The 24173-nt window shown below is 67.7% G+C and carries 24 protein-coding genes; 8 read left to right on the top strand and 16 right to left on the bottom strand.

The genetic code is table 11. The annotated features are described in order from the left end of the window. Window positions 1–51: 51 nt before the first annotated feature. Entirely contained in the window at window positions 52–705 is a 654-nt protein-coding gene (locus tag AC1DXX_RS09835) for an NUDIX hydrolase (protein WP_478134056.1), read from the top strand. 9 nt (window positions 706–714) lie between these two features. On the opposite strand, the gene AC1DXX_RS09830 is transcribed toward AC1DXX_RS09835, so the two are convergent. The 5 genes from AC1DXX_RS09830 to AC1DXX_RS09810 form a co-directional block, all read right to left on the bottom strand. Beyond that, on the bottom strand, window positions 715–1947 hold the full coding sequence (locus AC1DXX_RS09830; RefSeq protein ID WP_478133994.1) for an RNA polymerase sigma factor: 1233 nt from the start codon (window positions 1945–1947) through the stop codon (window positions 715–717). Beyond that, window positions 1944–2321, bottom strand: coding sequence for a YciI family protein (locus AC1DXX_RS09825; RefSeq protein WP_478133993.1), 378 nt, complete (start codon window positions 2319–2321; stop codon window positions 1944–1946). The genes AC1DXX_RS09830 and AC1DXX_RS09825 overlap by 4 nt, the downstream gene beginning before the upstream one ends. A gap of 141 nt (window positions 2322–2462) precedes the next feature. Next, window positions 2463–3824 carry an NAD(P)H-dependent oxidoreductase gene (locus tag AC1DXX_RS09820; RefSeq protein WP_478133992.1) on the bottom strand — a complete coding sequence of 454 codons (1362 nt, stop codon included), beginning with the start codon at window positions 3822–3824 and terminating at the stop codon, window positions 2463–2465. A 3-nt stretch (window positions 3825–3827) separates the two neighbouring features. Further along, window positions 3828–4703, bottom strand: coding sequence for a phytanoyl-CoA dioxygenase family protein (locus tag AC1DXX_RS09815; RefSeq protein WP_478133991.1), 876 nt, complete (start codon window positions 4701–4703; stop codon window positions 3828–3830). Further along, window positions 4700–5401 carry a GntR family transcriptional regulator gene (locus AC1DXX_RS09810; RefSeq protein WP_478133990.1) on the bottom strand — a complete coding sequence of 234 codons (702 nt, stop codon included), beginning with the start codon at window positions 5399–5401 and terminating at the stop codon, window positions 4700–4702. Before AC1DXX_RS09810 ends, AC1DXX_RS09815 begins: the two co-directional genes overlap by 4 nt. Window positions 5402–5493: 92 nt before the next feature. Between AC1DXX_RS09810 and AC1DXX_RS09805 the strand changes: the two genes are divergently transcribed. The 3 genes from AC1DXX_RS09805 to AC1DXX_RS09795 are packed head-to-tail and all read left to right on the top strand — an operon-like array spanning window position 5494 to window position 9251. Next, the gene (locus AC1DXX_RS09805; protein WP_478133989.1) at window positions 5494–5709 is read left to right on the top strand and encodes a zeta toxin family protein; all 216 of its coding nucleotides are present in this window, start codon (window positions 5494–5496) and stop codon (window positions 5707–5709) included. A 53-nt stretch (window positions 5710–5762) separates the two neighbouring features. Next, the gene (locus AC1DXX_RS09800; protein ID WP_478133988.1) at window positions 5763–6383 is read left to right on the top strand and encodes a hypothetical protein; all 621 of its coding nucleotides are present in this window, start codon (window positions 5763–5765) and stop codon (window positions 6381–6383) included. A gap of 15 nt (window positions 6384–6398) precedes the next feature. Next, complete coding sequence (locus tag AC1DXX_RS09795; RefSeq protein WP_478133987.1) at window positions 6399–9251, top strand: hypothetical protein; 2853 nt, start codon at window positions 6399–6401, stop codon at window positions 9249–9251. A 160-nt stretch (window positions 9252–9411) separates the two neighbouring features. Here the strand turns inward: AC1DXX_RS09795 and AC1DXX_RS09790 are convergent, their stop codons facing one another. The 3 genes from AC1DXX_RS09790 to AC1DXX_RS09780 all read right to left on the bottom strand — a co-directional run bounded on the left by AC1DXX_RS09790 (window position 9412) and on the right by AC1DXX_RS09780 (window position 10476). Beyond that, the gene (locus tag AC1DXX_RS09790) at window positions 9412–9597 is read right to left on the bottom strand and encodes a hypothetical protein (protein WP_093017646.1); all 186 of its coding nucleotides are present in this window, start codon (window positions 9595–9597) and stop codon (window positions 9412–9414) included. Window positions 9598–9676: 79 nt separating this feature from the next. Continuing rightward, window positions 9677–10141, bottom strand: coding sequence for an SRPBCC family protein (locus AC1DXX_RS09785; RefSeq protein ID WP_478133986.1), 465 nt, complete (start codon window positions 10139–10141; stop codon window positions 9677–9679). Then, a complete protein-coding gene (locus AC1DXX_RS09780; protein ID WP_478133985.1) occupies window positions 10030–10476 on the bottom strand; it encodes an ArsR/SmtB family transcription factor in 447 nt (148 codons plus the stop codon). Before AC1DXX_RS09780 ends, AC1DXX_RS09785 begins: the two co-directional genes overlap by 112 nt. 87 nt (window positions 10477–10563) lie before the next feature. On the opposite strand from AC1DXX_RS09780, the gene AC1DXX_RS09775 reads away from it, so the two are divergent. Further along, complete coding sequence (locus tag AC1DXX_RS09775) at window positions 10564–10986, top strand: cupin domain-containing protein (RefSeq protein ID WP_478133984.1); 423 nt, start codon at window positions 10564–10566, stop codon at window positions 10984–10986. Window positions 10987–10993: 7 nt separating this feature from the next. On the opposite strand, the gene AC1DXX_RS09770 is transcribed toward AC1DXX_RS09775, so the two are convergent. The 4 genes from AC1DXX_RS09770 to AC1DXX_RS09755 form a co-directional block, all read right to left on the bottom strand. After that, window positions 10994–13945 (bottom strand): bpX6 domain-containing protein, encoded by a 2952-nt coding sequence (locus AC1DXX_RS09770; protein WP_478133983.1) that lies wholly within the window; start codon window positions 13943–13945, stop codon window positions 10994–10996. Between the two features lie 16 nt (window positions 13946–13961). After that, entirely contained in the window at window positions 13962–15842 is a 1881-nt protein-coding gene (locus AC1DXX_RS09765) for a hypothetical protein (protein ID WP_478133982.1), read from the bottom strand. A gap of 61 nt (window positions 15843–15903) precedes the next feature. Beyond that, a complete protein-coding gene (locus AC1DXX_RS09760) occupies window positions 15904–16350 on the bottom strand; it encodes a bpX5 domain-containing protein (protein WP_478133981.1) in 447 nt (148 codons plus the stop codon). Next, window positions 16347–17489: an AAA family ATPase gene (locus tag AC1DXX_RS09755; protein WP_478133980.1), complete on the bottom strand. Its 1143-nt coding sequence runs from the start codon at window positions 17487–17489 to the stop codon at window positions 16347–16349. Before AC1DXX_RS09755 ends, AC1DXX_RS09760 begins: the two co-directional genes overlap by 4 nt. Before the next feature lie 160 nt (window positions 17490–17649). Between AC1DXX_RS09755 and AC1DXX_RS09750 the strand changes: the two genes are divergently transcribed. Genes AC1DXX_RS09750 through AC1DXX_RS09740 form a run of 3 tightly spaced genes read left to right on the top strand, consistent with a single transcriptional unit; the run spans window position 17650 to window position 19977 of the window. Continuing rightward, a complete protein-coding gene (locus AC1DXX_RS09750) occupies window positions 17650–18579 on the top strand; it encodes a DUF2167 domain-containing protein (RefSeq protein WP_478133979.1) in 930 nt (309 codons plus the stop codon). A 28-nt stretch (window positions 18580–18607) separates the two neighbouring features. Next, entirely contained in the window at window positions 18608–19339 is a 732-nt protein-coding gene (locus tag AC1DXX_RS09745) for a site-2 protease family protein (protein WP_478133978.1), read from the top strand. Between the two features lie 53 nt (window positions 19340–19392). After that, window positions 19393–19977 (top strand): GbsR/MarR family transcriptional regulator, encoded by a 585-nt coding sequence (locus AC1DXX_RS09740; RefSeq protein WP_478133977.1) that lies wholly within the window; start codon window positions 19393–19395, stop codon window positions 19975–19977. Between the two features lie 303 nt (window positions 19978–20280). On the opposite strand, the gene cydX is transcribed toward AC1DXX_RS09740, so the two are convergent. The 4 genes from cydX to AC1DXX_RS09720 form a co-directional block, all read right to left on the bottom strand. Continuing rightward, window positions 20281–20430 (bottom strand): cytochrome bd-I oxidase subunit CydX, encoded by a 150-nt coding sequence (gene cydX / locus AC1DXX_RS09735; protein WP_478133976.1) that lies wholly within the window; start codon window positions 20428–20430, stop codon window positions 20281–20283. A gap of 14 nt (window positions 20431–20444) precedes the next feature. Next, the gene (gene cydB / locus AC1DXX_RS09730) at window positions 20445–21599 is read right to left on the bottom strand and encodes a cytochrome d ubiquinol oxidase subunit II (protein WP_478133975.1); all 1155 of its coding nucleotides are present in this window, start codon (window positions 21597–21599) and stop codon (window positions 20445–20447) included. Next, window positions 21596–23212, bottom strand: a complete 1617-nt coding sequence (locus tag AC1DXX_RS09725) for a cytochrome ubiquinol oxidase subunit I (protein WP_478133974.1) — start codon at window positions 23210–23212, stop codon at window positions 21596–21598. The genes cydB and AC1DXX_RS09725 overlap by 4 nt, the downstream gene beginning before the upstream one ends. A gap of 37 nt (window positions 23213–23249) precedes the next feature. Beyond that, window positions 23250–24173, bottom strand: a 924-nt coding sequence (locus AC1DXX_RS09720) for an ATP-binding cassette domain-containing protein (protein ID WP_478133973.1), incomplete at its 5' end; no start/stop codon positions are given.

Below are 24173 nucleotides of genomic sequence, written 5' to 3'. Positions count from 1 at the left end.
AACTTTCCTGCCCTGGACTTTCCCCGCCCGCTGGTCACGGTCGACGTGGTGATGTTCACCGTGCTCGACGACGCATTGCAGGTCTTGCTGGTGCGGCGCCCGTCCGGCACCGCCGAGCCGTTTCCGGGAAAGTGGGCACTGCCGGGGGGCTTTGTGAACATCGACGAAGATGCCACGCTGCTCGATTGCGCGCTGCGCAAGCTGCGTGAGAAGACCGGTGTGGTGACGCCCTACCTCGAACAGCTCGGCAGTTGGGGCGATGCTGGGCGCGATCCGCGGGGCTGGTCGGCCACGCATTGTTTCTACGCCTTGATCCCGGTGCAGGCGATGCAACTGCGCAGCGGTGCGAACGCCGCAGAGGTGGCGTGGTTCGAGGTCGATGCCGCCTCGCGCAAGCGGCTGGCTTTCGACCATGGCGAGCTGCTCGACGCGGCCATTGCCCGGCTGCGCAGCAAGGTCGAATACACCTCGCTGCCCGCCTTCCTGCTCGAAGAGCCTTTCACACTGCCGGCGCTGCAACACACCTACGAGGTCGTGCTGGGCCGCGGCATGGACAAGAGTGCCTTTCGCAAGCGCATGCTCGACGGCGAGTTCATGGAAGAGGCGGGCATGGTCACCGGCAGCCTCGGCCGACCGGCCATGAGCTACCGCTTGCGCGACCGCTCGCAGGCGGCGCTGTTTCCCCGCACCTTCAACGCCAGGTAGGCGGCCCGGTCAGAGCCGCTGCGACATCGCATTCAGATAGGCACGAACAGCCGCATTGGCGCTCAGGCCGATCGCCCGGTCGTAGGCCTGCCGTGCAGCAGCGCGCGCGCCGCCGGCCGCAAGCAGGTGCGCGCGTGCCGCCCAGAAGGGCTGGTAGTTCGCCACCTCGTCCGCCGGGATGGCCTCGAGCGCCCGCAGGCCGATGTCCGGACCGCGTGCGTTCGCCAGGGCGCAGGCGCGGCTGACCTGTGCGCCGATGCTGGGCCGCAAGGCCAGCAGGCCCTCGTACAGCGACACCAGCACTTCAGGCGGCACCGGGGCACCCACGCGGCGCTCGCAATGCGCCGACTGGATGGCCGCCTCCAGCTGGTAGGCGCCGAGGGACTTCATGTCCGAAGCCTGCCGCAGACAACGTTCGGCTTCTGCGAGCAGGTCGGGGTCCCAGCGCAACGGGTCCTGCTGGTCGAGCGGCACGTACGCCCCGGTTTCGCTGCGCCGTGCTGCGGCGCGGCTTTCGCAGAACAGCATCAGCGCGAGCAGCCCCAATGGCTCGGGCTCGTGCGGCATCAGGCGGCAGAGGATGCGGCAGAGGTCGATGGCTTCGGACGTGAGGCCGCGCGGCAGGGCGTCGGCGCCGTCCACGTCGTCCCAGCCGGTGCCGTAGGCGGCGTAGATGCCGTCGAGGACGTCCTGCAGCCGCTGCGGCAGGTCGCGCGCCTGCGGGTATTCGAAGGGAATGCCCGCAGCGCGGATGCGCGCCTTGGCCCGCACCAGCCGCTGGCCGAGCGTGGAAGGCGCGGTGAGAAAGGCGCCGGCCATGCGGGCCGCATCGAGCCCGAGCACGGTCTGCAGCATCAATGGCGCGCGCGCCGCGGCATCGATGGCGGGGTGGGCGCAGACGAAGAGCAGGCGCAGCCGCTCGTCGGGCACGGCCGCGCCGTCGGTGGTGGCCTCGTCCATTTCGCCGGCGAGCAACAGGAGGGTCTGCGTGGCCTGGTCCTGCACGCGGGTGTGGCGCCAGGCGTCCAGCTTGCGGTGCCGCGCCACGCTCAGCAGCCAGGCGTCGGGTTGCGCCGGAATGCCGTCGGCGGGCCAGCGTTCGAGCGCGCGTGCAAAGGCATCGGCGAGCGCGTCTTCCGACGCGGCGATGTCGTGCGTGCGCGCCGACAGGATCGCCAGCAGACGGCCGTACGATTCGCGCGCCGCCCGCTCGGCGGCCCGATGCGCCGCCGGGTCGTTCACGGGGTTGCAGCAGCAGCCGCGGCGGCTGTCGCCGTGAAGACGGGCCGCACCTCCACGCCCCCGCTGGCTGCGCAGGGCGCACGCGCCGCCCATTCGAGCGCGGCATCGAGGTCGGGCACGTCCACCACGAAGTAGCCGCCGAGCTGCTCCTTGGTGTCGGCGAAGGGGCCGTCCTGCACCTGGCGCTTGTCGCCGCGCACGCGCAGCGTGGTGCCGGTCATGGGGGGGAACAGGCCGTGGCCGCCCAGCGAAATGCCCGATGCGCGCACGGCATCGGCGTATGCGACCCAGCTGGCCCGGTAGGCCTGCGAGGACGCGTCGTTGCGCTGTTCGAATTCGGCCGCGGGTTGATAGAACATCAACATGTATTGCATGGTGTCTCTCCGTCGTGGAAAAGAGGCTGAGCAGGATCGCTCACCACAATGACGGCTCGCCGGCGGTCATTTCGACACGGAGGTCCGTGCCGAGCAGATTATTTTTTACGCGATTGCCGTTTGGCGCAACGGTTGGGCTACCTAAGCCGCCTTGGACTTGACGGAGGGCGCGAACATGCTCTCCATTTCGCTGCGCAGCCTGTAGGCGGCGGTCGAGGTGTCGATCGCCACGTCGGCCCAGCTCAGGCTTTGCCCTTTCCTGACCGCGTGCAGCAGCTTGACGTTGTGGGCCAGTCCGAGCGGCAGGCCGCCCAGGCGCAGCGAGCGCTCGGCCGGCAGCAGCTTGCCCCAGACGGTGTAGCCGCCTTCGCCGTCGAGCATCTCGCCGGGCGCGAGGTCGCGCTTGGCGGTGGCGACCACGTCGGCTTTCCAGCAGGTGGCGACGCCGGTGGCTTCGCCGCGCAGCGCCACGCTGGCCACCGACATGCCGACCTCGAGGCCGATCAGGTGCCAGCGCTTGTAGAGCGTGAAGTAGCGGCCGCTCGGGTCGGTGTGGGCGTTGTATTCCTCGAAGCAGTTCTTGATGTAGTCGGTCTCGGCCTCGACCGTGACCCACACGCCCATGCGGATGTCGTAGGGAATCTTCCGGCCGTCGGCTTCGAGCGAGGAGATCACCTCGACCATGCCCTTGCGCTCCAGCACGCCGCCTTCGCTTTGCGGGCGGGTGACGAAAGGAATGTCTTCCACGCTGGCGGGCGGGTAGAGCAGTCCGTCCGAAGGCACGGTGAGGCCGGTGGCGTTGGCCACCGCAGAGCTTTCGATGGACGGCTTGGAGCCGTCGAGGAAGCTGTTGAACATCTTCGGGTTGAGCCCGCCGCGCAGCGCCTGCTCGGGCGTGAGGCCGTAGTTGCCCCACACGGTCTCGGGCGTCGATTCGGTGAAGTGCGGCAGCCACTTGTGGCCGCGCCCGGCGGCCACCACCGGGAAGCCGCAGGTGCGCGCCCAGTCGACCAGGTCGCAGATCAGCGCGGGCTGGTCGCCGAAGGCCAGCGAATAGATCACGCCGGCCTGCCGCGCCCTGTGCGCAAGCAGCGGGCCGCAGAAGGCATCGGCCTCGACGGTGACGTTGACCACGTGCTTGCCGTGCGCGAAGGCGTCGAGGCAGTGATCGACGGCGGCCACCGGGTTGCCGGTGCACTCGACCACGATGTCGATGGATGGCTCGCGCGTCACGGCCTGCCAGTCGTCCGTGATCCAGGTGTTGCCGCTCCCGAGGGCTTCCTGCACCGAGCCCGCTGCGGCGCGGGCCGGATTCCAGCCGACGCGTTCGAGGTTGACGCGGGCCGCGTCGGGCGAGAGGTCGGCAATCGCGACCAGTTGCACGCCGGGCGTGCGCGGAATCTGCGCGAGGTACATCGAGCCGAACTTGCCGGCGCCGATCAGGCCGATGCGGATGGGGCGGCCTTCGGCGGCACGCTGTTGCAGGCGGGTGTGAAGGCTCATGGTTCAGGCCTCCGCGGTGTCGCGCACGTCGAGCGAGGTCTGCAGCGCGCTCTCGGGCAGCCCGTTCTTCCAGGGCAGGTCGACCGGGTAGGGCTTCAGCAGGCAGTCGTCGGGCAGCATCTCGATGGGCGTGAAGTTCCTGTGCGCGATGTACTCGGGCCGCTTGTGGCGGCGGATGTGGTTGCTGACGGCGCACAGGCTCAGGTACACCGCCACGCGGTTGAACGGCGAGAGGTTGCTGCCCGAGGCATGCACGAGGCAGCTGTGGAACAGGATCATCGAACCGGCCGGACCCTTGGGCGAGACGATGCCGCCGTTTCGGCCGCCCGCGCGGTCCACCAGCTGGGAGATCAGTTCGTTGTCGACCGTCCAGAGCGGGTAGCTGGTGGTCGTGAGGTCATGCCTGGCATCGACCACGCCCTTGCGGTGGCTGCCCGGAATGAACATCAGCGGGCCGTTGTGCTCGTTCACGTCGTCGAGAAAGATCGCGACGTTCATCGCGCGCTCGGTCGGCATCAGGTCGTCGTTGAGCCAGGTGCCGTAGTCCTGGTGCCACTGCCACACCTGGCCTTCGAAGGCCATCTTGCCGTTGATCTTGAACTGGTGCATGTAGACCTCTTCCTCGAAGAGATCCATCACCGGGCCGACCATGCGCGGATGGCGCGCCAGCCGCGCGAAGGGCTCGCTGATCAGGTGCGCGGCAAAGTTCGTGCGCACTGCGTCGGAGCCTTTCTCGCGCACGTTGAAGGCCTCGCGCCGGCTATAGAGCTCGGGCACGGCATCGGTCAGCGTCTTGGTCTCTTCGGGCGAAAAATGGCCGGGGAAGAACAGGTAGCCGTCGCGCTCGAACTGCGCGCGTTGCGCGGGGGGCAATTTCATGCCTTGTCTCCTTTGCGGGTGGGGGTGGATGCGGCGCGCGACAGCTGCCGTGCCAGCCGCCGGCCCAATGCCTCGCTGGCCTGCGCGACATGCGCTTCGCTCAGGCGCGCCGCGCGATCGGCGTTGCCGGCGGCGATGGCCGTGGCGATGGCTTCGTGCTCGTCCCACAGCGATTCGCGCTGCGGCTCGGCCTGCAGCACCGCGCCCATGGCGCGGCGCAGGTGGCGCCAGTGCGGGTCGGCGCTCTGGCCGATCAGCGGATTGCCCGAGGCCTCGTAGATGGCTTGGTGGAAGGCCACGTCGGCATCGATCATGGCCTCGACGTTGCGCCCGCGCGCGGCGCGGCGGCCGCGTTCGATGAGCTTGGGGTCGATGCGAAAGCGCTGCTGTGCCGCGAGCCGCGCGGCCAGCACGTCGAGCGCGCCGCGCACCTGGTAGATCTGGCGCATGCCCTCGGCATCGAGCGGCGCCACCAGCACGCCGCGGCCGGGCGCGTCGTGCACGAAGCCGTCTTTCTTAAGCAGGCGCAGCGCCTGCAGCACCGGCTGGCGCGACACCGAGAGACGCTGCGCAATGTCTTCCTGCGTGATCCGCTCGCCGGGCGCCAGCGAGCCGCTGCTGATGGCGCCGAGGAGGGCGCGGTAGACCTGGTCGACGAGGTCGGGGGCGGTTGCGATGCTGACGAGCTGGGCTGGCATGACGGCTTTCTTTGAACTCTGTATACAGAATACAAAATCCGAGCTGCTGCGCATCCCGGGTTTTCACTCATCCGGGCATAAGGGAGTCTTCCGTGGCTGAAACCAATTCGTATCGCCTCTCGGAGGTGGAGAACGAGCGGATTTTTCGTGAACAAGTTCTCCCAGAGCGATTGGAAAGGGCGGGCCCTCATCTTCATCCGGTCGAGCGCCCCACAATGGTCGTCATTGGGGGCCAGCCCGGGGCCAGCAAGAGCCGGACCATGGGCGGCGTCGAACGCGAATCGATGCATCAGGGCGGTGCCTGCTAAATGGCCGAGCTCGCCCGTTCAAGACATAAACACAACAAGCAAAGGGAAACGCCATGCCTATCAGCCCCGAACTGCAAGCCAAGATTGATTCACTGGCTTATGACCCCCTGAAAAAAAGAATCATGGACGTGCTCTCACTCCCCAGAGAGCAGCGCCCCGACGACGAGGATGTCTTCTTCTACTGCTTGGGAAGCAACTCGCTCCCCTTGAAAGAAAAAGACGCTCAGTGGGATGCCAACCCGCTCCAATGGCGAGAAAACGTCACCCCGGAACTGCTGGCCAGGATCGATGCGTTGACTGACAAGAATTTCAAGTCGGACGTCGTCCGCTTTCTTCACAACTACTCCGAAAGGTTCCCCTTCACGCCTGAGGATCTTTTTGACTTTTCCGCGCTCGGCCGCTTGGAGGCCAGGGCGAGGCGAGTGCTTCGGGAAGAGCGTCTGTACAAATGGCGCGAAGACGAGGTGATCGCGTTTATTCACTACCTCGAAAATGACGTCCGATTCGTCTATGACGAATACCTCCGGCAGGAGCGCAACGGCCGACAGATCAATGTGGAACTCTCGCTCGTGATGAGTACCCTTGCAAGAGAGTGGCACCCCGGTCTTGACCGGGACGATTGGGACGAGTTGATCAGCAAAGTCCGTGACTACACCCACGCCCACTTGATCTGACCGCGAGGCCGCACCATGTCCACCCCCACCTCGCCCAACGGTTACTTCCTTGCCGACACCAACAGCCTCGTGTACGCCTACCGCGCGGGCGGCACCCGGCAGCTCGATACCTATTTCAAGTTTGCAAAAGAGCAAGGTCGTGAACTCGCCATCACAGAAACAGTTGCAAAGGAGATTCGAGTAGGACCGCTCAAAGAGGAACTCGGCCGCTACATCGCCGACAAAGACATCAAAGTTCTCCCAACCCCAAAACTCGAACGACAACTGGAGACCGGCCGAGTTTCCGGCAAGAACGCCGGCGAAGCCTCCATGCTCGAAGTCGTCGCGAAGGAGCACACCAAAGGCCGCAGCACCCGCATCTGGTCCGAAGACAAATTCTTCGAAAACCCGCAACAGATGCGCGGCGCGCAAGGCGCCGAGCCCGTCAAGACCTCGCAACTGCTCGACCAGATGCGCGATGGACAGTTCATCACCGACGCCGAATACCGCAGAACCCAGGCCCGCTACCAGGCAGCCGTTCCCGAATTCAAACCCGCCAGCGCCAGCCACAGCCAGCGCCTTGCCGCCTTCGATGGCCCCGCACCCCGAGTGCTGGACCACCTGGGTGTGGCCGACGCCAGCATTGCCGCCAAGCCGGGCTTTCAAAACTTCGCCAAGGCCACCGGCCTCGCAGGCGGTGCCTTGATGGGCTACGACGCCGCCGCCACCCACACCCAATACAAAGCCCTGATCGCCCAGGGCAACCAATTCGGCGCCGACGCCCTTCTGCACGAATACCTCGGCCGCACCGGTGGCGGCTTGGCCGCGGGCTTTGCCGCAGGCGCGGCCTACGGCGCAGCCACAGGCTCCTGGAGCGGTCCCGGCGCCCTGGCCACCGGCGCGGTTGGCGGCGTCATCGGTGCTTTTGGTGGCGAAGCCATTGGCCGCGCGTACACCAAGTACCARATGAAYCACCAGGTRGGCGACGAYGGCAACACCTACGTTCACACCCACGGCCATTGGGAGCAGTCCAACTGGATTCACAAGAACCAGCCCGCTKCCGCGGACCAGATCAACACCCTCGAATACAAGCGCACCAGCGCCATCACCGAACTCGCACTGGCTCGGCCTCAGCATCTCGATCCGCAGAACATTACCCTGCAAGAACCCCGGGGGCAAAAGAGCGACTATCGCCTGACCAAAGACGGCTGGGTGACCGAGGTCACCGACCAGGGGCCCTACGGMACTGCCATCCCCGCRGGAGACTTTGGTGCCGTTCAGACGCATCARGAACRCGCCGGCCCGGCCCTGAGCAAGCAGCTCGATCAGATTTCGGCGGTGCGCCGCGATGCCAAYGCGCACTATTCGGAAAACCTCGCCAAGGCTTACATGACCGACTACGTCGGCAGAGGCTTTGCGCAGGATGACAGACCCGTGCCCGAATCCGTGACACAGCTCTTGCGCTTGCCCAGCGAAATCCATGTGAAAGACCCGGCCACCGGCCAGACCTGGGAGCGGAGCCCCCAGGGGGCGTTCACCCGCACCGAATATCTGGAAATGTCTGGCCTCGAGGGCAAGGACTACATCCCCCGGACGCTGACCGCCAAGGGAGAAGAGCTGGCACGGCTGGACAAGGAACATCAAGGCCACGTGCAGACCAACCGCCAGTATGGCGCGGCCTTGGTGGAGCAGAAGTTCCAGGAGATGCAGCAGCAACAGCTAAAGCACCAACAACCGCCCCAGCAAACGACGCCGCACGGGCAGCAGCAGAACACGCCGGCATCAAGGTCGGGAGCCGCGACCAACGCCACCCAAAGCCATGCGCGCGAGGAACTCAATGCCGCGCGCCAACAGATGCCTGCACAGCCGCAGCCCGCGAGCGGCCACCTGACAGCGCAGCAGATCGAACGCATCACCACGCACGAACAGCGCGTGACTCGCACGCCCGGCGGCATGAGCTTCGCCGAGGCGCACCGGCGCCGCGACGAATCCGAGCAGATTTCTGCGGGCTCGTTGCAGCCGGTGGGCAAGCTCGATGAAATCCACCGGGCCAAAGGCAGCCCGCTGTACCGGGTGCACCAGGCGCAGGAGCAGGCCCTGATGCGTGACCTGGGGATTGCCCAGGCGCAGGCCAGGGAGCGGTTCAAGAACGAGCCGAGCCCTCAAAGGACGCTGCAGCCCTCGGTGGAGCGCACGCAGGAGCGTGCGCCGGAGCGCGTGCAGGAACGCACGCAGGAGCAGGCGCCGGCCCCAAGCCGAGGAGAGCATGTGCCGAACCGTCAAAGCGCCGCCGAGGAGCGAATCGCCACGCCCCCACCTTCGCCGCCGATGGCCCAACCCGCTGCAGCAGCGATTGCGGCAGCGCAGGCCCAGGCGGCTGCGGCGCAGGCCGAACTGGCCGAGATGCGGCAGCAGATGGCGCGCATGGCCGGGCAGCGCAGGCCAGACGGCCTGGAGCGGCGAGATGAGAGGGATCCGATATCCGCAACTGCCACAACTGCCGCGGCTGACACGAGCCGCCCGCTTCTGCGCAATTTCAGCGACCCGAGTCATCCCCAGAATGCGTTGTACAACACCCTCAAAGACGGGCTTCCACAACGCACGGCTCCGGAGTTGCTCTCGCATCTGACGGCAGCCTGCTACAAGTCAGGCATCAAGCAGCCCGATGATCTGGGCCATGTAGTGGGCAGGGAAGGAAAGCTTCACTTTCTTTCCAACTCATTGTTCAGCCTCGGCACCACCGTCGACGTCACGCAGCCCGCGCCCAGCGTGCAGCAGACCATGCAGGAAGTGCAGCAGTTCGACCAGCAGCGCACGAATGATCGCGCCCGATCTCAGGCACAGGCCACAGCGCAAGCCAACCAGCAGCAGGGGCCGACGCTGGGCTGACCGCCCCTGCTCTCCGGGTGCCAGCGCAATCCATGATCGTGCTCGACCTGAACAACCCCATGACGGCCATGGCAGGGATGGATGCGGGCAAGCGCTCCAACCAACATATGTTCGAGGCATCGGACCAATGGAACCGGATAGTCGGGGGGCGTCCTGCCAGTCAGTCAGTCGTGTTTTCCATGCGCTTGGTGAGCGTGCCCAGCTGCAGCTCGATCGAGAAGAGCCGCTCGTTCAGCACGGCGGTCTGGAGCCGTATGGCCTCGACGATGGCCTTGGTCTGCGGATCGGTGGTGTTGTCGGCCAGTTCCGCCAGGTCATGCAGCTTCTTGCGAAGTTCGTTGCTCATGGGAGGCTCCGTTCATCGTCTGGTCGTGGAGCCCCCAGTATGGGTCTTCGCCAGCGGCCAGGCAATGCGTGCAAGCCGGTTATGCGGCCGGCTGCACCAGCCATTGCTCAAGCTTGACCATGGCGCCGGTCCAGCCGTGGTTGTGCCCGTCGCGCGCTGCCTCGTCGAAGAACTGCTCATGCATCAGGACCAGCTCGCAGCCGTTGCCGTCGGGTTCGATGCGAACCGTGACGCGCGACTCGCGCTCCGGCGTGCTGCGCCAGGCCCAGCTGAAAACCAGCTTCCGGTTGGGCACGAGTTCCTGGTAGACACCGCTCACGTCATGCGTCTCTCCATCGGCGGCGAGCATGGTCACGCGAAAGCGGCCGCCCACGCGCAGGTCGACCTCGGCCAGTGGAACGGAAACGATTTCTTCCGGGCCGAACCAGGCTTTCAGCGCTTGCGGGTCGGTCCACGCGCGCCAGACTTTTTCGGCGGCGACGGGGTAGTGCCTGCGGAGGGTGAGCGAGGGTCGCTCTTTGGCGGGGGCGGCAGGTTTTGCCATTCGGTCTCCTCTTGGTGATAGAGATGGCGCGCCAGTGCATCGAGGCGCCCGGTCCAGAATTTCTCGTAACGGGATAGCCACACGGCAGCCTCCTGCATGGGCCACGGCGAGAGTTCGCACTGCACGACCCGGCCCTCTTTCGTGCGCGAAATAAGGCCGGCGTCTTCGAGCACCCGCAGGTGCTTCATGAAGCCGGTAAGCGACATGCCGTGCGGCTCGGCGAGCTCGGTCACGCTGAGGCTGCGCTCGCCCAGCGTTTCGAGCACGGTGCGGCGCGTCGGGTCTGAAAGCGCGGCGAACACGGCGTCGAGCGCGGCAGCATCTAAGTGAACCATGTGGTTGAGTATCTCGCAGCAGGCGCCGTTTGGGAACGCTTTATGCGTGCTGCGCCGCAACACCCACCACCTGCGAAGGAGCGCCCCATGCTGGACCGGCCCGCCACCCAGTTCTCCCACGTCAAGCCCGGTGACACAGAGTTCGTCTCGGGTGGCCTGCGCGATTTTTTCCTGTATCGCGACCTCGGCATCGCAGAAGCCACCAACGGCAAGGTCATCGCGCATCTGGTCAAGGCCAACATGGCACCGGAAACGGGCACCGGCTGGCACCGCCACGAGGCGGACTTCCAGATCGTCATCATGGTCAAGGGCTGGGCCCGCTTCATGTACGAGGACAAGGAAACCCTGGTCGAGGCCGGCGACGTGGTGCACCAGCGGCCCGGCATCCGGCATTTCCTGTTCGACTACTCGCCCGACATGGAGTACCTGGAAATCGTCTCGCCGGCCGACTTCAAGAGCATCGACGTCGAGCCGGTGTGCGAAATTCCGCCGTCCACGCCCTGGAAGTAATCCTTCTTCAGCGGACAGAGAAACCGGTCGTCACGCTGCGCCCGGTATCCAGGTGCAGAACCCGCCCCTGCGCATCGAACAGCAGCCAGCCGTCGGCGACCGCGCGCACGCCGACCTCGGCGCCGGGCCAGGTCATCGCCGCGGCCACGCGGCCTCCGCGCAGGTTGTGCCATTGCACGGAGCAATTGCCGGGCATGGAGCGCACCATCACCAGCCAGTCGTGCTCGACCCAGAAGCCCAGCGTCGTGCCCTCGGGCGCATCCTTGTGATCGGGCAGGCGGATTTCACCTTCCATGTTCTGCATCACCCGCCATCGCAGGCACAACGCACCGTTGTCGTCGATCTCGCCCAGCAGGCGAAATGCGCCGAACTGCGGATGCAGCATGTGCTTGGACATGGGGATCGCAGAGAAGTCCATTGCCGCGCGGCTCAGCAGGCGCCGCGGCTGGCACTGGTAGCTCCACAGGCTCGGACCCAGCACATCGTCGTGCACGACGAAGCGCTCGATGTGGCGCGTGGCCGTGAGTTCGACCACCTCCCCCGGCAGGTCGGCCACCTGCCAGAGCACGTCCTGCAGCGAGCGGCCCGTGTCCAGCACCTGGATGCGGTTGCCGCGCGCCACGGTCCAGCCGATGCCGTCGAACTCGCCGGCGAAATGCGCGATCGCGAAGTGGCCTAGGTCGTCGATCTGGCGCTGCACCAGGTCGAGCCGGCTCACGCGCCACAGGCCGTCGCGTTGCGCCAGTGCCAGCGCGACCTGCCCGCTGTGGGCCGGCACCAGCCGATAGGCCGGCACAGCGAAGCGGGCCAGCACGTGGCCGGCACTGTCGGTCATGACCGCACCGGCCTCGCCGAGCGCCAGCAGGTAGCGGCCGTCGTCGAGCAGCACCGCGTCGTGCACCGCATGCACGCCCGCCGAGGGCGCGTCGAGCGGCAGCACGGTGGAACGCGCGGAGAGCGGGCGGGCCTCGAACCCCGGCATCTCGCCGCCGGGCATGTCGGCGCGCAGCATCTGGTCGCCGTGGATGCGCAACAGCGACTGGAAGGAGCGCTTGTCCATGCGTCCATGACCGCCCGCGTGATCGGCAATCAGCGCCGGCGCCAGAACGGCGACCAGCCCGCGCGAGGTGGCGTTATGGTCAGCCGCGGCCAGCAGCTCGCTCGCGAGTGCGGCGCGTTCGCGGTGCAGGAGCGGCGCGTCGCGCAAGGCCCGCAGGCGCTCCGAGCAGGCATCCAGCGTGTCCGGCAACAGCAGCGCGCGCTGCACCAGCGCCCGCGCCGCGAGCCGGCCATCGGCGGCCTCTGCGGCCAGGAGCCACGCGATCGCCTGCTCGCGCGCAGCGGCCACGGGCCAGACGGCATCCACCGCACGCAGCCACTCGCCGCGCTGCGCCAGCGACTGGCCCCATTCCTCGCGCAGCCGGTTCGCCATTTCAGGCCACTTGGCCTGTAACTGCATCACCGCGTTGGCGAAGGCGTTGTCGCGGCGCGCGACCGCGATGGCGCGGCGCCAGTCCCCGGCCAGGCACAAGAGGCGCACGATGACTTCGGGCGGGCGGTCCCAGCCGAGCGCGAGTTCGGCAGCCTGCGCGTAGCGCTGGTGCTTCTCGAGGTAGTCCAGCGCCTCCTGCCGCGACTGCAGCAGCTCGGCCAGCACGAACACCGCCTCGTCGATGCGGCCGTCGCGGTTCAGCTTTTCGAAACTCTTGCGGTAGAGCTGCCGCAGATGGTCCTGAAAGTTGTCGTCGAGGTAGATGCTCGAACGCGGCCCCGTCGACCCGTTGAGCGACAGGCTGTCGCGTCGGCCGGGCGTACCGAAGGCCTGCCCGACGTCATGGGCCTCGCCGCCCAGCGGAATTGCGTGGCGCAAGGCCTCCATGAGATCGCCGTCGTCGAACATCTTGAGCATTCGCCGCATGTAGGCGGCCTGCTGGCGGCCCAGCAGCTTCGAGATCTGCGAAGCGATGGCCATGCGCGCCAGCCAGTCGCGCCAGCGGGAACGCAGCGGCCTTGCATTGCCGCGCGGCTTCAATGAAGACGATGACGGCGATGGCGCCAGGGCAGGCCGCACGGACGCAGGCTTGGCCGCGGGCACGGGGCGACCACCCTTCGATTGACGCGCCCGGCGCGCCTCCACGCGGGTCATCGCCCAGATCACCAGGGCCACGATCAGCAGCGTGACGATCGCGACCCGGATCGACGACGCGTCGAGTTGCGCGGAGGGCTCGTGGCGCGAGGCGCCCGGCTTCGCCAGATCCACCGGCGGCGGGGCCTGGTTTCCCCCGAAAAAGAAGAACCCGAGCAGGACCAGCGCCGCCAGCGCCCAACCCCACCACCTGTAGCCGTTGTCCGCGTTGCCGCCCGGACGCGGCGCTGGCGCCGGCGCCCCTGGCGCCATGACGCTGCGGCGGGCTTCCATGTCGCGCGCACGCTCGGCCATGGTCTTGAGGAATTCCAACTGCTCGCTGCTGGCCGGCGGAATCGCATCGCCCAGCACGTCGCGCACCGAGCGCCCGTCGGCATCGAGCACCACCGGCTCGGACAGGGTCTCGCGGCAGTCGAAGGTGTCGAGCAGGGCCGGGCCGGCGTCGAACCACGTCGACACGTCGAAGTGGGCCGCCTGCGAGAGCCGCAGCGCGAGCACCTCGCCGCCCTGCACCAGCCAGATGTCGGCGAGGGGCAGTGCGGCGCGTTCGGACGCATCGAGCTCGGCCGAGCACAGCGTGGCGCCTTCGCGCCGCAGCGGCCAGCCGGCGAGCCGGTCGCAGTCGAGCGAGATCGGCGCCGCGAACCGCAGCAGGTCGCCCTGGGTGAAGCGGAACAGCTGCGCGCCTGCGCGCCAGGCTTCGACGATGCGCGGCGCACGCAGCGGCTCGGCCAGCCAGTCGGAGGAGAACCACAGCGCTGCCACTTGCTGCCACCCCTTGAGCACGGGGTGGCGAACCTCGGCCGCTGGCATGCGCACGCCTTCGTGCTCAGGCCGCTGCATCGCCCGCCCCTTCCCCATGCAGCACGGCGCGCAAGGCCCGCTCGGGCACGACATAGAAGATGACCTTCTTGTGCACGGTCAGCATGACGGCCAGCCCGGTGTTCGGACAGACGCTGATCTTCTCGATGCGCTCGGGCGCGGTGTAGACGACTTCGGCATGCGTGTCCTTCGCGTGCAACACCAGTGCGGTCCGGTCGGGCGACAGGCTCAGCATGGCGAAGCGTTCGTTCTTGGTGTCGTGGACCAGAGCGATGCCGCGATGAATGTTCAATTCGAAGCTCGTCCAGGCCTTCGAGGTCTCGACCTGCCGCATGCCCACGGTGACGGCAAGCGGGGTGGGCTCGTAGACGCGCCAGGTTTCGTTCCCGCTGGTCACAGCGGCAATGCGCACTGCGCAACCGCCGATGCCGCGCCGCCATTGCGTGCCGCCGCCGAAGAGAACGACGGTGTCGTCCACTCTCGTGCAGACCGTGAGTGCGGTCGACGGGGACCCGCCCACGTCCAGACGGCACAGCACCAGCTGGTTGGAACGGATGGTGGCGTAGACCATGTCGGCATCGGACCACTGGAGCATGCCCACCACTTGGCGGTCGATCAGCTTCGGTGGCCCGGGCTCGGGGGACGGCGTATTGTTTCTGGATGCCTCCCATGCCACGAGCCGGCCGTCCTTGTCGAGCACGCACACGCACTGCTTCTGCGCGTTGTGCAGCCAGGCGGAAGGCAACCACACGCCCAGCCCGGGTGGTGCGCGGAACACCTCGACTTCCGGCGCGATGAAGCTGCCCAGCCCCTGGATCTGCCAGAAATACATCGAGCGTTCGAAGCTCAGCAAAGCGCCGAAACGTTTCCCCGCGAACATGGCCGTCACTGGCTCCAGCCGGTCGCCCCAGCGCTGGTACCTCGGCTTGCCGGGCTTGCGCTGCGCGAGGCTGGCGACGGGGAACACCACCACCCCCGGTTCGTCGAGCAGTTGCACCGCCACATGCGCGCCGTGCGCCGAGATCAACGGCGGCCGCTGCAGCGAAATGCGGCCGCGGTGGCGCTGGTGCAGGGTGGCCGGCGCCAACGTCGTGAATTCGCCCTTCAGCAGCGGTACCGCCGTCTTCACCGATGGCAGCGGCAACGCCGCGTGGCGCAGCCCGACACGCCCGCTCAGCGACACCTCGAGCACGTCGCCCTGCACCGCGCGGCCCAGGCGGATGCGGTGACTGGTCCAGCGCTCGGCCGTGGGCTGCTCCACCGGCGCGGCGCCGATCAGCCAGCTTTCGCCGGGCGGGTGCGGAAGTTCGGCGAGCGTAGCCTGCCAGGCCTGGGCCTGCTCAGGATCGCCGACGACGAAGCTGCGGCTCTTCATCAGGGCCTTGAGCTGGCGTACATCCTGCGCATCGTGCAGCTTGCCGGGCGCCTGCAACACGCCCCACCGGAGCGCGCCGCCGGTCTGCGCGGCGCGGCGCGCCAGCAGGATCCAGAGCGCGAGCTGCCCGAGGCGCGGCGCGCCGAACTGCAGCGGGCCGGCATCGAAGATCGCGACGATGCCTTTCTCCGCCTCGCGGGCGCGGGGGCGCGGCGCCAGGAAGAGATGCTCGCTCGAAGCCGCGCGGCGCAGGAACTCGTCGGGCAGTTCATCGGCCAGCAGCCACTCGGTGGACAGTAGTCGCTCGTAGCGGCCGCGCCGGCGCAGGTCGTCGAGGCCGTCGGGCTCGGGCTGCCCGCCGCGCACCTCGCCCTGGAAGCGGCCCAGGAGCGGTTGCATGCGCTGGATCAGCGTGCCGACCTCGGCCGCCAACTCGGCGCCGAACCATTCGAGCCAGGGATGCCAGGGCTTGAGCGCGTCGGGCAGTTCGGTGACGGTGGCGGCAGTGCTCACAAGGCAACCTCTGCGCTGCGCGCTGCGGTGCGAGCTTGCTTGAGACGGCCCGGCGCGGCTCTCATGCGCGCACTTCCTGCCAATGCGCCGCGATGCGTGCGAGCAAGGGCTGCGACAGCGGCAGCAGCCGGTCCAGCGGCAGCACGGCTTCGGGACGGGGCCACAACAGGAGGGGCTGGCGCCCCTGGTGACGGCGCTCCAGGCCGCGCGCGATCAGGTCCAAGGGCAGGTCGGGCTCTTCAAGCGCCGGCAGCCACAGGCCGGGCGCTTCGCCGCAGGGGCCAGCATATGCGATGCCGTCGACCCACGGCAAGGCGGCGCCCTCGCCCACCACGATCAGCAGGTCACGGCTGGCGGTGGCCGAGAGGCCGGCCTGCTGTTCGGGCTCGAACTGCTGCAGCCGCGCATGCAGCGCGCGCGCCGCCGCGCCCCAGGCCACCGCTGCCTGCGCAGGCAGCGCCTCGGCGCGCGGACGCCAGCGCCAGGCAAACGGGGTCGCCAGGCTCATGCCTCAGCGCGAGCGGAAACGGAGGACGCGAGGCGTTCGACGAGTTGGCCGCGCAGACCGGTCAACGCCTCGGGCAGTTGTTCGCTGCTGAAGTTGGCGTCGATCTCGCGCAGCACGCTCTCGGTCTGCGCGCGCGCCGCGGCGGGCTCGCCGTCGAGGCAGGCGCGCGCCGACTCTGCCAGCCGCGCGGCGCGCGACAGCGGCTGCAGCGTGGCCTCTTCCACCGCGCTCAGCAGGTGCGGATGGTTGGCGTTGGCGAAGGCGTCGCGCAGCACGTCGCGCGCGCTCTGCTGCGCCTCCTGCGTGGGCAGCACATACAGCAGCGGCCAGAGGTCGGCCTCGGTGGTGTGCAGCCGGCCGGCCAGCACGGCGGCCGCCGCCAGCAGGCGCTGCGACTTCACGATGCGCCGGTCCGACAGCTGCACGCCGGACTGGCGCAGCTTGCGGATCGCGTTGGCCAGCGCCGGCTGCACGCCGCCCAGGTCGACCTGTTTGAGTTGCTGACACAGCGTGTCGAGGTCCGCCAGCGCGGTCCCCGTGCCCGCAGGCGCGTGGTCGGAGCGCCAGCCGCCGCTGAGCATGGCTTCGAGCTGGTGGTCGGGCAGCGGCTCGATGAACACATGCAGCAGGAAGCGGTCGCCGAAGGCGGCCAGCCCCTCGTCGTCGGGCAAGGCGTTGGCCGCGCCCACGCACACGCGCAACGGACAGTGCAGCTGCGTGTGGCCGCGACGGAAGCGGCGCTCGTTGAGCACGCCGAGCAGCGTGTTGAGAATCGCGGTGGAGCCCAGGAACACTTCGTCGAGAAAAGCCACGTCGGCCTCTGGCAGCATGCCGGTCACGTCGGTCTCGACGGTGCCCGCGCGCAGCTTGTTGAGGTCGACCGGGCCGAACAGCTCCGACGGCTCGGTGAATCGCCCGAGCAGATATTCGAAGTAGCGCCCGCCCAGGCTCTGTGCCACCCGGCGCACCACCGCGCTCTTGGCGGTGCCGGGCGGACCGACCACAAGCAGGTGTTCCTGCGCCACGGCGGCCAGCACGATCAGCTCGGCCAGTTGCTCGCGGCCGATCAGGCCGGCGGTGGAGGTGCGGATCGCCCGGCGCACATGTTCTGCGGAAGCCTGGAGGGAATGGGTGGTCATCGAAGAAAGGATTCTCTGCGCGTCAAGATTCGGAGAGTGTGCCGCAGCATCGAGACGACGCCTTGCCACGAAGTGCGCATTTCTTCTCAGGTATCGGCGGCAGAGCGCCGATAAACTCCTCGCGTCTCACAAAAACCGACAATAACCGAGGAGAGAGAACTTGCGCATTCATACCCATACCGCCCGCCTGACGGCCGGCCTGCTGTTCGCGTGTGCCCTGGCGACCGCCAACATCGGCAACGCCGCACCGCCCGCCACTTCCACGGCCCCTGCCGCTTCCACCGCCAGCACGCTGGAAGCCGAGCAGGAAGCCGCCTTCAAGGCCGCCAAGGCCGTGCAGAAGGCCGGCCCGGCCGACATCGCCCTGCGCGACCAGGCCCACCTGCACCTGCCGGCCGGCTACATCTGGGTGCCGACGCCCGCGGCTGCGCAGCTCATGCGCAGCATGGGCAACCGGACCGACGACACCTTCATCGGCGCGATCTTCCCCGCCGACGACGCCGACTGGATGGCCGTCGTCAAGTTCGTGAAAGAGGGCTACATCAAGGACGACGACGCGAAGGACTGGAACGCCGACGACCTGCTCAAGAGCCTGAAGGAAGGCACCGAGGCCGCGAACGAGGAACGCGCCAAGCGCGGCATTCCCGGCATCGAGGTCACGGGCTGGGCGCAGAAGCCGCAGTACGAAGCCTCGACGCACCGCCTGGTGTGGTCGGCCCTTTCGAAGAAGAAGGGCGGCACCGGCGACAACCAGGGCGTCAACTACAACACCTACGCGCTGGGCCGCGACGGTTACCTGAGCCTGAACCTCATCACCAATGCGAACGACCTCGAGAAGTACAAACCCGACGCGGCCAAGCTGCTCGGCGCGCTGCAGTACGACGACGGCAAGAAGTACGCAGACTTCAATTCGTCCACCGACAAGGTCGCAGCCTATGGCCTGGCCGCGCTGGTGGCCGGCGTTGCGGTGAAGAAGCTGGGCTTCTTCGCGCTCGCCCTGGCCTTCCTGGCCAAGTTCGCGAAGATCGCGGTCGTGGCGGGCGGCGCGGCGCTCTGGGGCGTCGCCAAGCTCTTCAAGAAGAAGACCTGAAGAAAACGCGAGCCGGAGGACAGGCGCCATGGTGAAGCTGCTGCTGGTTCTGCTGAGCGCGGGAAAGCTCGGAAAACTGCTGCTGTCGGGCGGCACGATGCTGCTCTCGGTGGTGGCCTATGCCTTCGTCTTCGGCTGGCGCTATGCCGTGGGTTTCGTGGCGCTCATCTTCATCCACGAGATGGGGCACTACCTTGCGGCGAAGCAGCGCGGCCTGCATGTCGGCCTGCCCACCTTCATTCCGTTCGTCGGCGCATGGATCGAGCTCAAGGACCAGCCGCACGATGTGGAGACCGAGGCCTGGGTCGGCTTCGGTGGCCCGCTGCTCGGCAGCCTCGCAGCGTTGGCCTGCTACTTCTTGGCGCGCGAATCGGACAGCCGGCTGCTGCTGGCGCTGGCCTATGCGGGCTTCTTCATCAACCTCTTCAACCTGATCCCGCTCTCGCCCTTCGACGGCGGGCGGATCACCGCGGTGCTCACGCCGCGCGTCTGGCTCGTGGGCGTGCCGGTGCTCGCGGGCCTGTTCTTCTGGCGGCCGAGCCCGATGCTGATCCTGGTGGCGCTGCTCGCCGCGCCGCAGGTGATGCGAGCCTGGAAGTACGACCCGAAGGACCCGGCCAACCAGCAGTACTACGCGGTGTCCACCGAGACGCGCGTGACCTACAGCGTGTACTACATCGGCCTGCTGGCCTTCCTGGCCGTGATGGCGCACGACACGCACGAGATGCTGGGCGCGGCGCGCAGCCTGGGCGGCAACTGAGCGAGTTTTCAGAAGCTACCGAAACTCCAGCAAACTCGCGCGACAATTCGCGCATGGCCACCGCACCCGACCTCCCCCCCCTCAACCGCCAGTTCGTCGCCCACTTCGGCGAGATGGGCAGCAAGTGGGGCATCAACCGCACCGTCGGTCAGATCTACGCGCTGATCTTTTTGTCGGAGCGCGCGCTCAATGCCGACGAGATCGCCGAGCTGCTGGAGTTCTCGCGCTCCAACGTGAGCATGGGATTGAAGGAGTTGCAGGCCTGGCGGCTGGTGCGGCTGCGGCATCACGCCGGCGACAGGCGCGAGTACTTCGAAGCGCCTTCGGACGTGTGGGAAATCTTTCGCGTGCTGGCCGAGGAACGGCGCCGCCGCGAGATCGAGCCCACGCTCTCGATGCTGCGCAACGCCCTGCTCGAGTCACCCACCAGCGATGCCGAGCGTCACGCGCAGGAGCGCATGCGCGAGATGCACGACCTGATAGACCGGCTGATGAAGTGGTTCGACGACGTGCAGCGGCTCGCCCCCGAAACCGCGATGCAGCTCATGGGCATGGGCGCGACGGTGACGAAGGTGCTGACGCTCAAGGACCGGATCACGGGCGGTGCCGCGAAGAAGAAAAAGCCTGCGGCTGGGTGACTTTGTTCGAGGCGCTGCTGTTCAGGGCGCGATCCCGCCGACGGTGTGCTCTGCTCCGCGAATGTCCCCCGGCGCGGCCTAGGGCCGCAGGCCTCCTCCTTTATTTCGCTGCGCAGAGCACACCGCCAGCGTGATCGCTCAGAGCAGTCGTTGATCGGCCAGCACGACAGCCGCGCCTCTCGTGCACAGGGCACCGGGTGCTCCCCGCAGCGAAATAAAGGAGGAGCGCAGCGGGGGACATTCGCGGAGGGGAGTACCCGGTGGCCTGTGCACGCGCCCTGAACAACAGCGCCTCGAATTGAATCAGAGCCGCTCCTGCCCCTCCGGGCCTTCGGGCATCCCGAGCTTCTCCTTGCGGATGGCGTCGTCGTCCATGAGTTCGTACCACATCGCATTGAGTACGGCGAAAGCGGCTGCCAGCGGCAGGCCGAGGATCCAGGCGAAGTACCACATGTTTCTTGCTCCCTTCAGTAGGCGTGTCCGCTCTCTTCGCGGATGGCTTTCTCGTCGACCTTGCCCCACAGCACGTGGTAGACCCAGGTGGTGTAGGCCACGATGAGGGGAATGAAGATCCCCGTGACCACCAGCATGATGAAGAGCGTGAGGTGGCTCGACGACGAATCCCACACCGTGAGGCTGGCGCGCGGATCGATCGACGAGGGCAGGATGAACGGGAACATCGACGCGCCTACGCTCAGGATGATGCCTGCGATGGCGAGCGCCGCCGTCAGCAGCGCAAGCACGGGGCGGCGCAGCACGAGGCCGAGCAACGCACCCAGCGCGCCGACGAAACCGGCCACCGGTGCGGCGAGCGTCCACGGGTGCGCCGCATAGTTGACGGTCCATGCGCCCGCATGCAGCTCGACCGTCTTCAGCATCGGGTTCGACGGCCCCACCGCGTCGACCGCGCTGCTGATGCGGTAGCCGCCGATGCTCGTCGCCAGCAGCACGCCAGCCAGCGCATACAGCCCGATGGTGAGCACGGCCGCGACGATGCCGTACGTGCGCGCCCGCTCGGCCACCGGCCCGGCCGTCTTGAGCAGCAGCCACGCCGCACCGTGCATCACGAGCATCGCCACCGACACCAGCCCGCAGAGAATGGCGAACGGATTCAGCAGGCCGAAGAAGCTGCCGTCGTAGAAGATGTGCATGTCGGTCCCGAAGCGGAACGGCACGCCCTGCAACACGTTGCCCACGGCCACGCCGAAGATCAGCGCAGGCACGAAGCCGCTGAAGAACAGCACCCCGTCCCAGCGCGCGCGCCATTGCGGCGACTCGCGCTTGCTGCGGAACTTGAAGGCCACCGGCCGCAGGATCAGCGCGGTAAGGATCACGAACATCGCCAGGTAGAAGCCCGAGAACGACACCGCGTACAGCTGCGGCCAGGCCGCGAAGATGGCCCCGCCGCCAAGGATCAGCCACACCTGGTTGCCCTCCCACACCGGGCCCACGCTGTTGATGACGACGCGGCGTTCGATGTCGTTGCGCGCCACGAAGGGCAGCAGCATGCCGCTGCCCAGGTCGAAGCCGTCGGTGACCGCAAAGCCGACCAGCAGCACGCCGATCAAGAGCCACCAGATGAAGCGCAAGGTGTCGTAGTCGAGGAGTGTGTGGAGGATCATGCGGCACTCCCGGTCGAGGAAGAAGGAGAAACGGCGGCGTGCGCCGGCGGAACGTGCGAGCGCGCATCGCCCTCGTCGGGCGCGTGCTCGGCTTCGGGCCCCTTGCGGATGGCCTTGAGCATCAGCTTCATCTCGATGATCAGCAGCGTGGTGTAGATCGCGATGAAGCCTGCGAGCGTGAGCAGCAGCGTCTTCACGCCGAGGTTCGACACGGCCACCGCCGTCGGCAGCACGCCCTCGATCACCCAGGGCTGGCGGCCGAACTCCGCCACCAGCCAGCCGGCCTCGATGGCGATCCACGGCAGCGGTATCGCGAACACCGCGGCCTTGAGCAGCCAGCGGTGCCTGTCGAGCTTGCGGCGCGCCGACAGCACGAAGAAGGTGCCGGTCAGCAGGATGAGCAGCATGCCGATGCCCACCATCACGCGGAACAGCCAGAACAGCGGCGCCACCTGCGGCACGGTGTCCCATGCGGCCTTGGTGATCTGCTCGTCCGTCGCAGTGCGCGGGTCGTCGACGTAGCGCTTGAGCAGCAGCGCATAGCCCATGTTGATGCCGTTGTCCTCGAAGTCGCCGCGCACGCCCTGCGTCACCTTGCCGGTGCCGCCGGCCTCGCGGATCTTCTGCAAGGCGTCGTAGGCCTTGAGCCCCTCGCGGATGCGCGCCTCGGCCCGCTTCACGAGTTCGTCGATGCCGGGCATCACCGTGTCGAGCGAGCGGGTGCCGATGAGCCCCATCACGCCCGGGATGTGGATGGCGTAGTGCGTCTCGCGCGCCGCCTGGTCGGGGAAGCCGATCACGGTGAAGGCGGCGGGTGCGGGCTGCGTCTCCCACATGGCTTCGATGGCGGCCAGCTTCATCTTCTGGTGCTCGCCGGAGAGGTAGCCGCTTTCGTCGCCGAGCACGGCCACCGACAGCGCGGCGGCCAGGCCGAAGGAAGCCGCGACCGTCATCGAGCGCTTGGCGAGTTCGAGGTGCCGCCCCTTCAGCACATACCAGGCCGACACGCCGAGCACGAACACGGCCGCGCACACATAGCCTGCCGAGACGGTGTGCACGAACTTGGCCTGCGCCACCGGGTTGGTCAGCACGGCGAAGAAGTCTGTCACTTCCATGCGCATGGTCTGCGGATTGAAGGCTGCGCCCACGGGGTTCTGCATCCAGCCGTTGGCGATCAGGATCCACAGCGCCGAGAAATTGGAACCGATAGCCACGGCCCAGGTCGTGACCAGGTGGCCCACCTTCGAGAGCTTGTCCCAGCCGAAGAAGAAGAGCCCCACGAAGGTCGCTTCCATGAAGAAGGCCATGAGCCCCTCGATGGCCAGCGGCGCGCCGAAGATGTCGCCGACGTAGTGGCTGTAGTAGCTCCAGTTCATGCCGAACTGGAACTCCATCACCACGCCGGTCGCCACGCCCATCGCGAAGTTGATGCCGAAGAGAACGCCCCAGAACTTCGTCATGTCGCGCCAGATCACGCGGCCCGTCATGACGTAGACGGTCTCCATGATCGCGAGAATGATCGACAGCCCGAGCGTCAGCGGCACGAAGAGAAAGTGATAGAGCGCCGTGACGGCGAACTGCAGGCGCGAGAGCGCAACGATGTCGAGGTCCATGGGTTCTTCCTTTGTGTTCCCTGTTCTTCTGTGGGGCTCAATCGGGGCGCAATGTGCGCAGTGCGGCGTCGAAGGCGGTGCTGCCGCGCCGCAGGTCGGCGACGATGCGGCCCTGCCGCATGCACACCAGGCGGTCGGCGAGCGCGGCTTCGCGGCGCAGGTGCGTGGCGACGAGCAGCGTGCGGCTGCCGGCCTGTTGAACAAGGCGCTGCAGCACGTCGTGCGCAACGGCAGCGTCCAGCGCTTCCGTGGGTTCGTCCAGCAGCCAGAGCGGCACGGGGCGCAGCAGCAGGCGCGCGAGCGCGAGGCGGCGCGATTGCCCGCCGGAGAGGCCGAGGCCGCCTTCGCCGAGGCGGGCGCCGAGGCCTGCTGCCAGCGCGAGCACATCGCTTTCAAGACCCGCGGCTCGCAGTGCGCCCCAAAGCTGCTCGTCGGTGGCATCCGGGTTGGCGAGCCGGAGGTTGTCGCGCAGGCTGTCCTGGAAGAGCTCGGTGCGCTGGGTCAGCAGGCAGGGTGGCTGCGCGCTCGCGTTGCCGGACTGCGGTGCGATTTCTCCGGCGACCACCGAGAGCAAGGTCGACTTGCCGGCGCCGCTCGCTCCGATCAACGCGACCCGCTCGCCCGCGGCCAGGGTCAGCGAGACATCGCTCAGGACCGGGATCCGGCTGCCGGGGTGCATGACCGTGACATGGCTCAGGCGCACTGCGACGGACGCTTCGGCCCTGGTCGTCGCCGGCAGCGCGTCTTCCACCGCCATTCGCGGGGCGAGGCGCCGCACTGCGAGCCAGGTGCGCCCCGCGTCGAGTGCGCCTCGCCGCAAGGCCGCGAAAGGTTCGGTGGCCGTCAGCGCCACCAGCAGCGCAAGCGCGGCCGCGGGCGCACCGATCGCGCCCTCGCCCACCAGCACGCCCACGGCCAGCAACACGCCGACCAGGGTCAAGGTGCCCGCGCTGCCATAGGC

The organism is Variovorax sp. P4_B10 (genome assembly GCF_056402375.1).
The sequence above is the reverse complement of the archived record's forward strand: the minus strand, read 5'-3'. Positions and strand labels throughout refer to the sequence as shown.

Bases quoted from the DNA above. Each gene is read 5' to 3' on its own strand.
- AC1DXX_RS09760 (WP_478133981.1), bottom strand. From the start codon at position 16,350: ATGAGCCTGGCGACCCCGTTTGCCTGGCGCTGGCGTCCGCGCGCCGAG.
- AC1DXX_RS09800 (WP_478133988.1), top strand. From the start codon at position 5,763: ATGCCTATCAGCCCCGAACTGCAAGCCAAGATTGATTCACTGGCTTAT.
- AC1DXX_RS09825 (WP_478133993.1), bottom strand. From the start codon at position 2,321: ATGCAATACATGTTGATGTTCTATCAACCCGCGGCCGAATTCGAACAG.
- AC1DXX_RS09745 (WP_478133978.1), top strand. From the start codon at position 18,608: ATGGTGAAGCTGCTGCTGGTTCTGCTGAGCGCGGGAAAGCTCGGAAAA.
- cydB (WP_478133975.1), bottom strand. From the start codon at position 21,599: ATGATCCTCCACACACTCCTCGACTACGACACCTTGCGCTTCATCTGG.
- AC1DXX_RS09815 (WP_478133991.1), bottom strand. From the start codon at position 4,703: ATGAAATTGCCCCCCGCGCAACGCGCGCAGTTCGAGCGCGACGGCTAC.
- AC1DXX_RS09780 (WP_478133985.1), bottom strand. From the start codon at position 10,476: ATGGTTCACTTAGATGCTGCCGCGCTCGACGCCGTGTTCGCCGCGCTT.
- AC1DXX_RS09835 (WP_478134056.1), top strand. From the start codon at position 52: ATGTTCACCGTGCTCGACGACGCATTGCAGGTCTTGCTGGTGCGGCGC.
- AC1DXX_RS09725 (WP_478133974.1), bottom strand. From the start codon at position 23,212: ATGGACCTCGACATCGTTGCGCTCTCGCGCCTGCAGTTCGCCGTCACG.
- AC1DXX_RS09775 (WP_478133984.1), top strand. From the start codon at position 10,564: ATGCTGGACCGGCCCGCCACCCAGTTCTCCCACGTCAAGCCCGGTGAC.
- AC1DXX_RS09770 (WP_478133983.1), bottom strand. From the start codon at position 13,945: ATGCCAGCGGCCGAGGTTCGCCACCCCGTGCTCAAGGGGTGGCAGCAA.
- AC1DXX_RS09755 (WP_478133980.1), bottom strand. From the start codon at position 17,489: ATGACCACCCATTCCCTCCAGGCTTCCGCAGAACATGTGCGCCGGGCG.
- cydX (WP_478133976.1), bottom strand. From the start codon at position 20,430: ATGTGGTACTTCGCCTGGATCCTCGGCCTGCCGCTGGCAGCCGCTTTC.
- AC1DXX_RS09810 (WP_478133990.1), bottom strand. From the start codon at position 5,401: ATGCCAGCCCAGCTCGTCAGCATCGCAACCGCCCCCGACCTCGTCGAC.
- AC1DXX_RS09820 (WP_478133992.1), bottom strand. From the start codon at position 3,824: ATGAGCCTTCACACCCGCCTGCAACAGCGTGCCGCCGAAGGCCGCCCC.
- AC1DXX_RS09785 (WP_478133986.1), bottom strand. From the start codon at position 10,141: ATGGCAAAACCTGCCGCCCCCGCCAAAGAGCGACCCTCGCTCACCCTC.
- AC1DXX_RS09790 (WP_093017646.1), bottom strand. From the start codon at position 9,597: ATGAGCAACGAACTTCGCAAGAAGCTGCATGACCTGGCGGAACTGGCC.
- AC1DXX_RS09740 (WP_478133977.1), top strand. From the start codon at position 19,393: ATGGCCACCGCACCCGACCTCCCCCCCCTCAACCGCCAGTTCGTCGCC.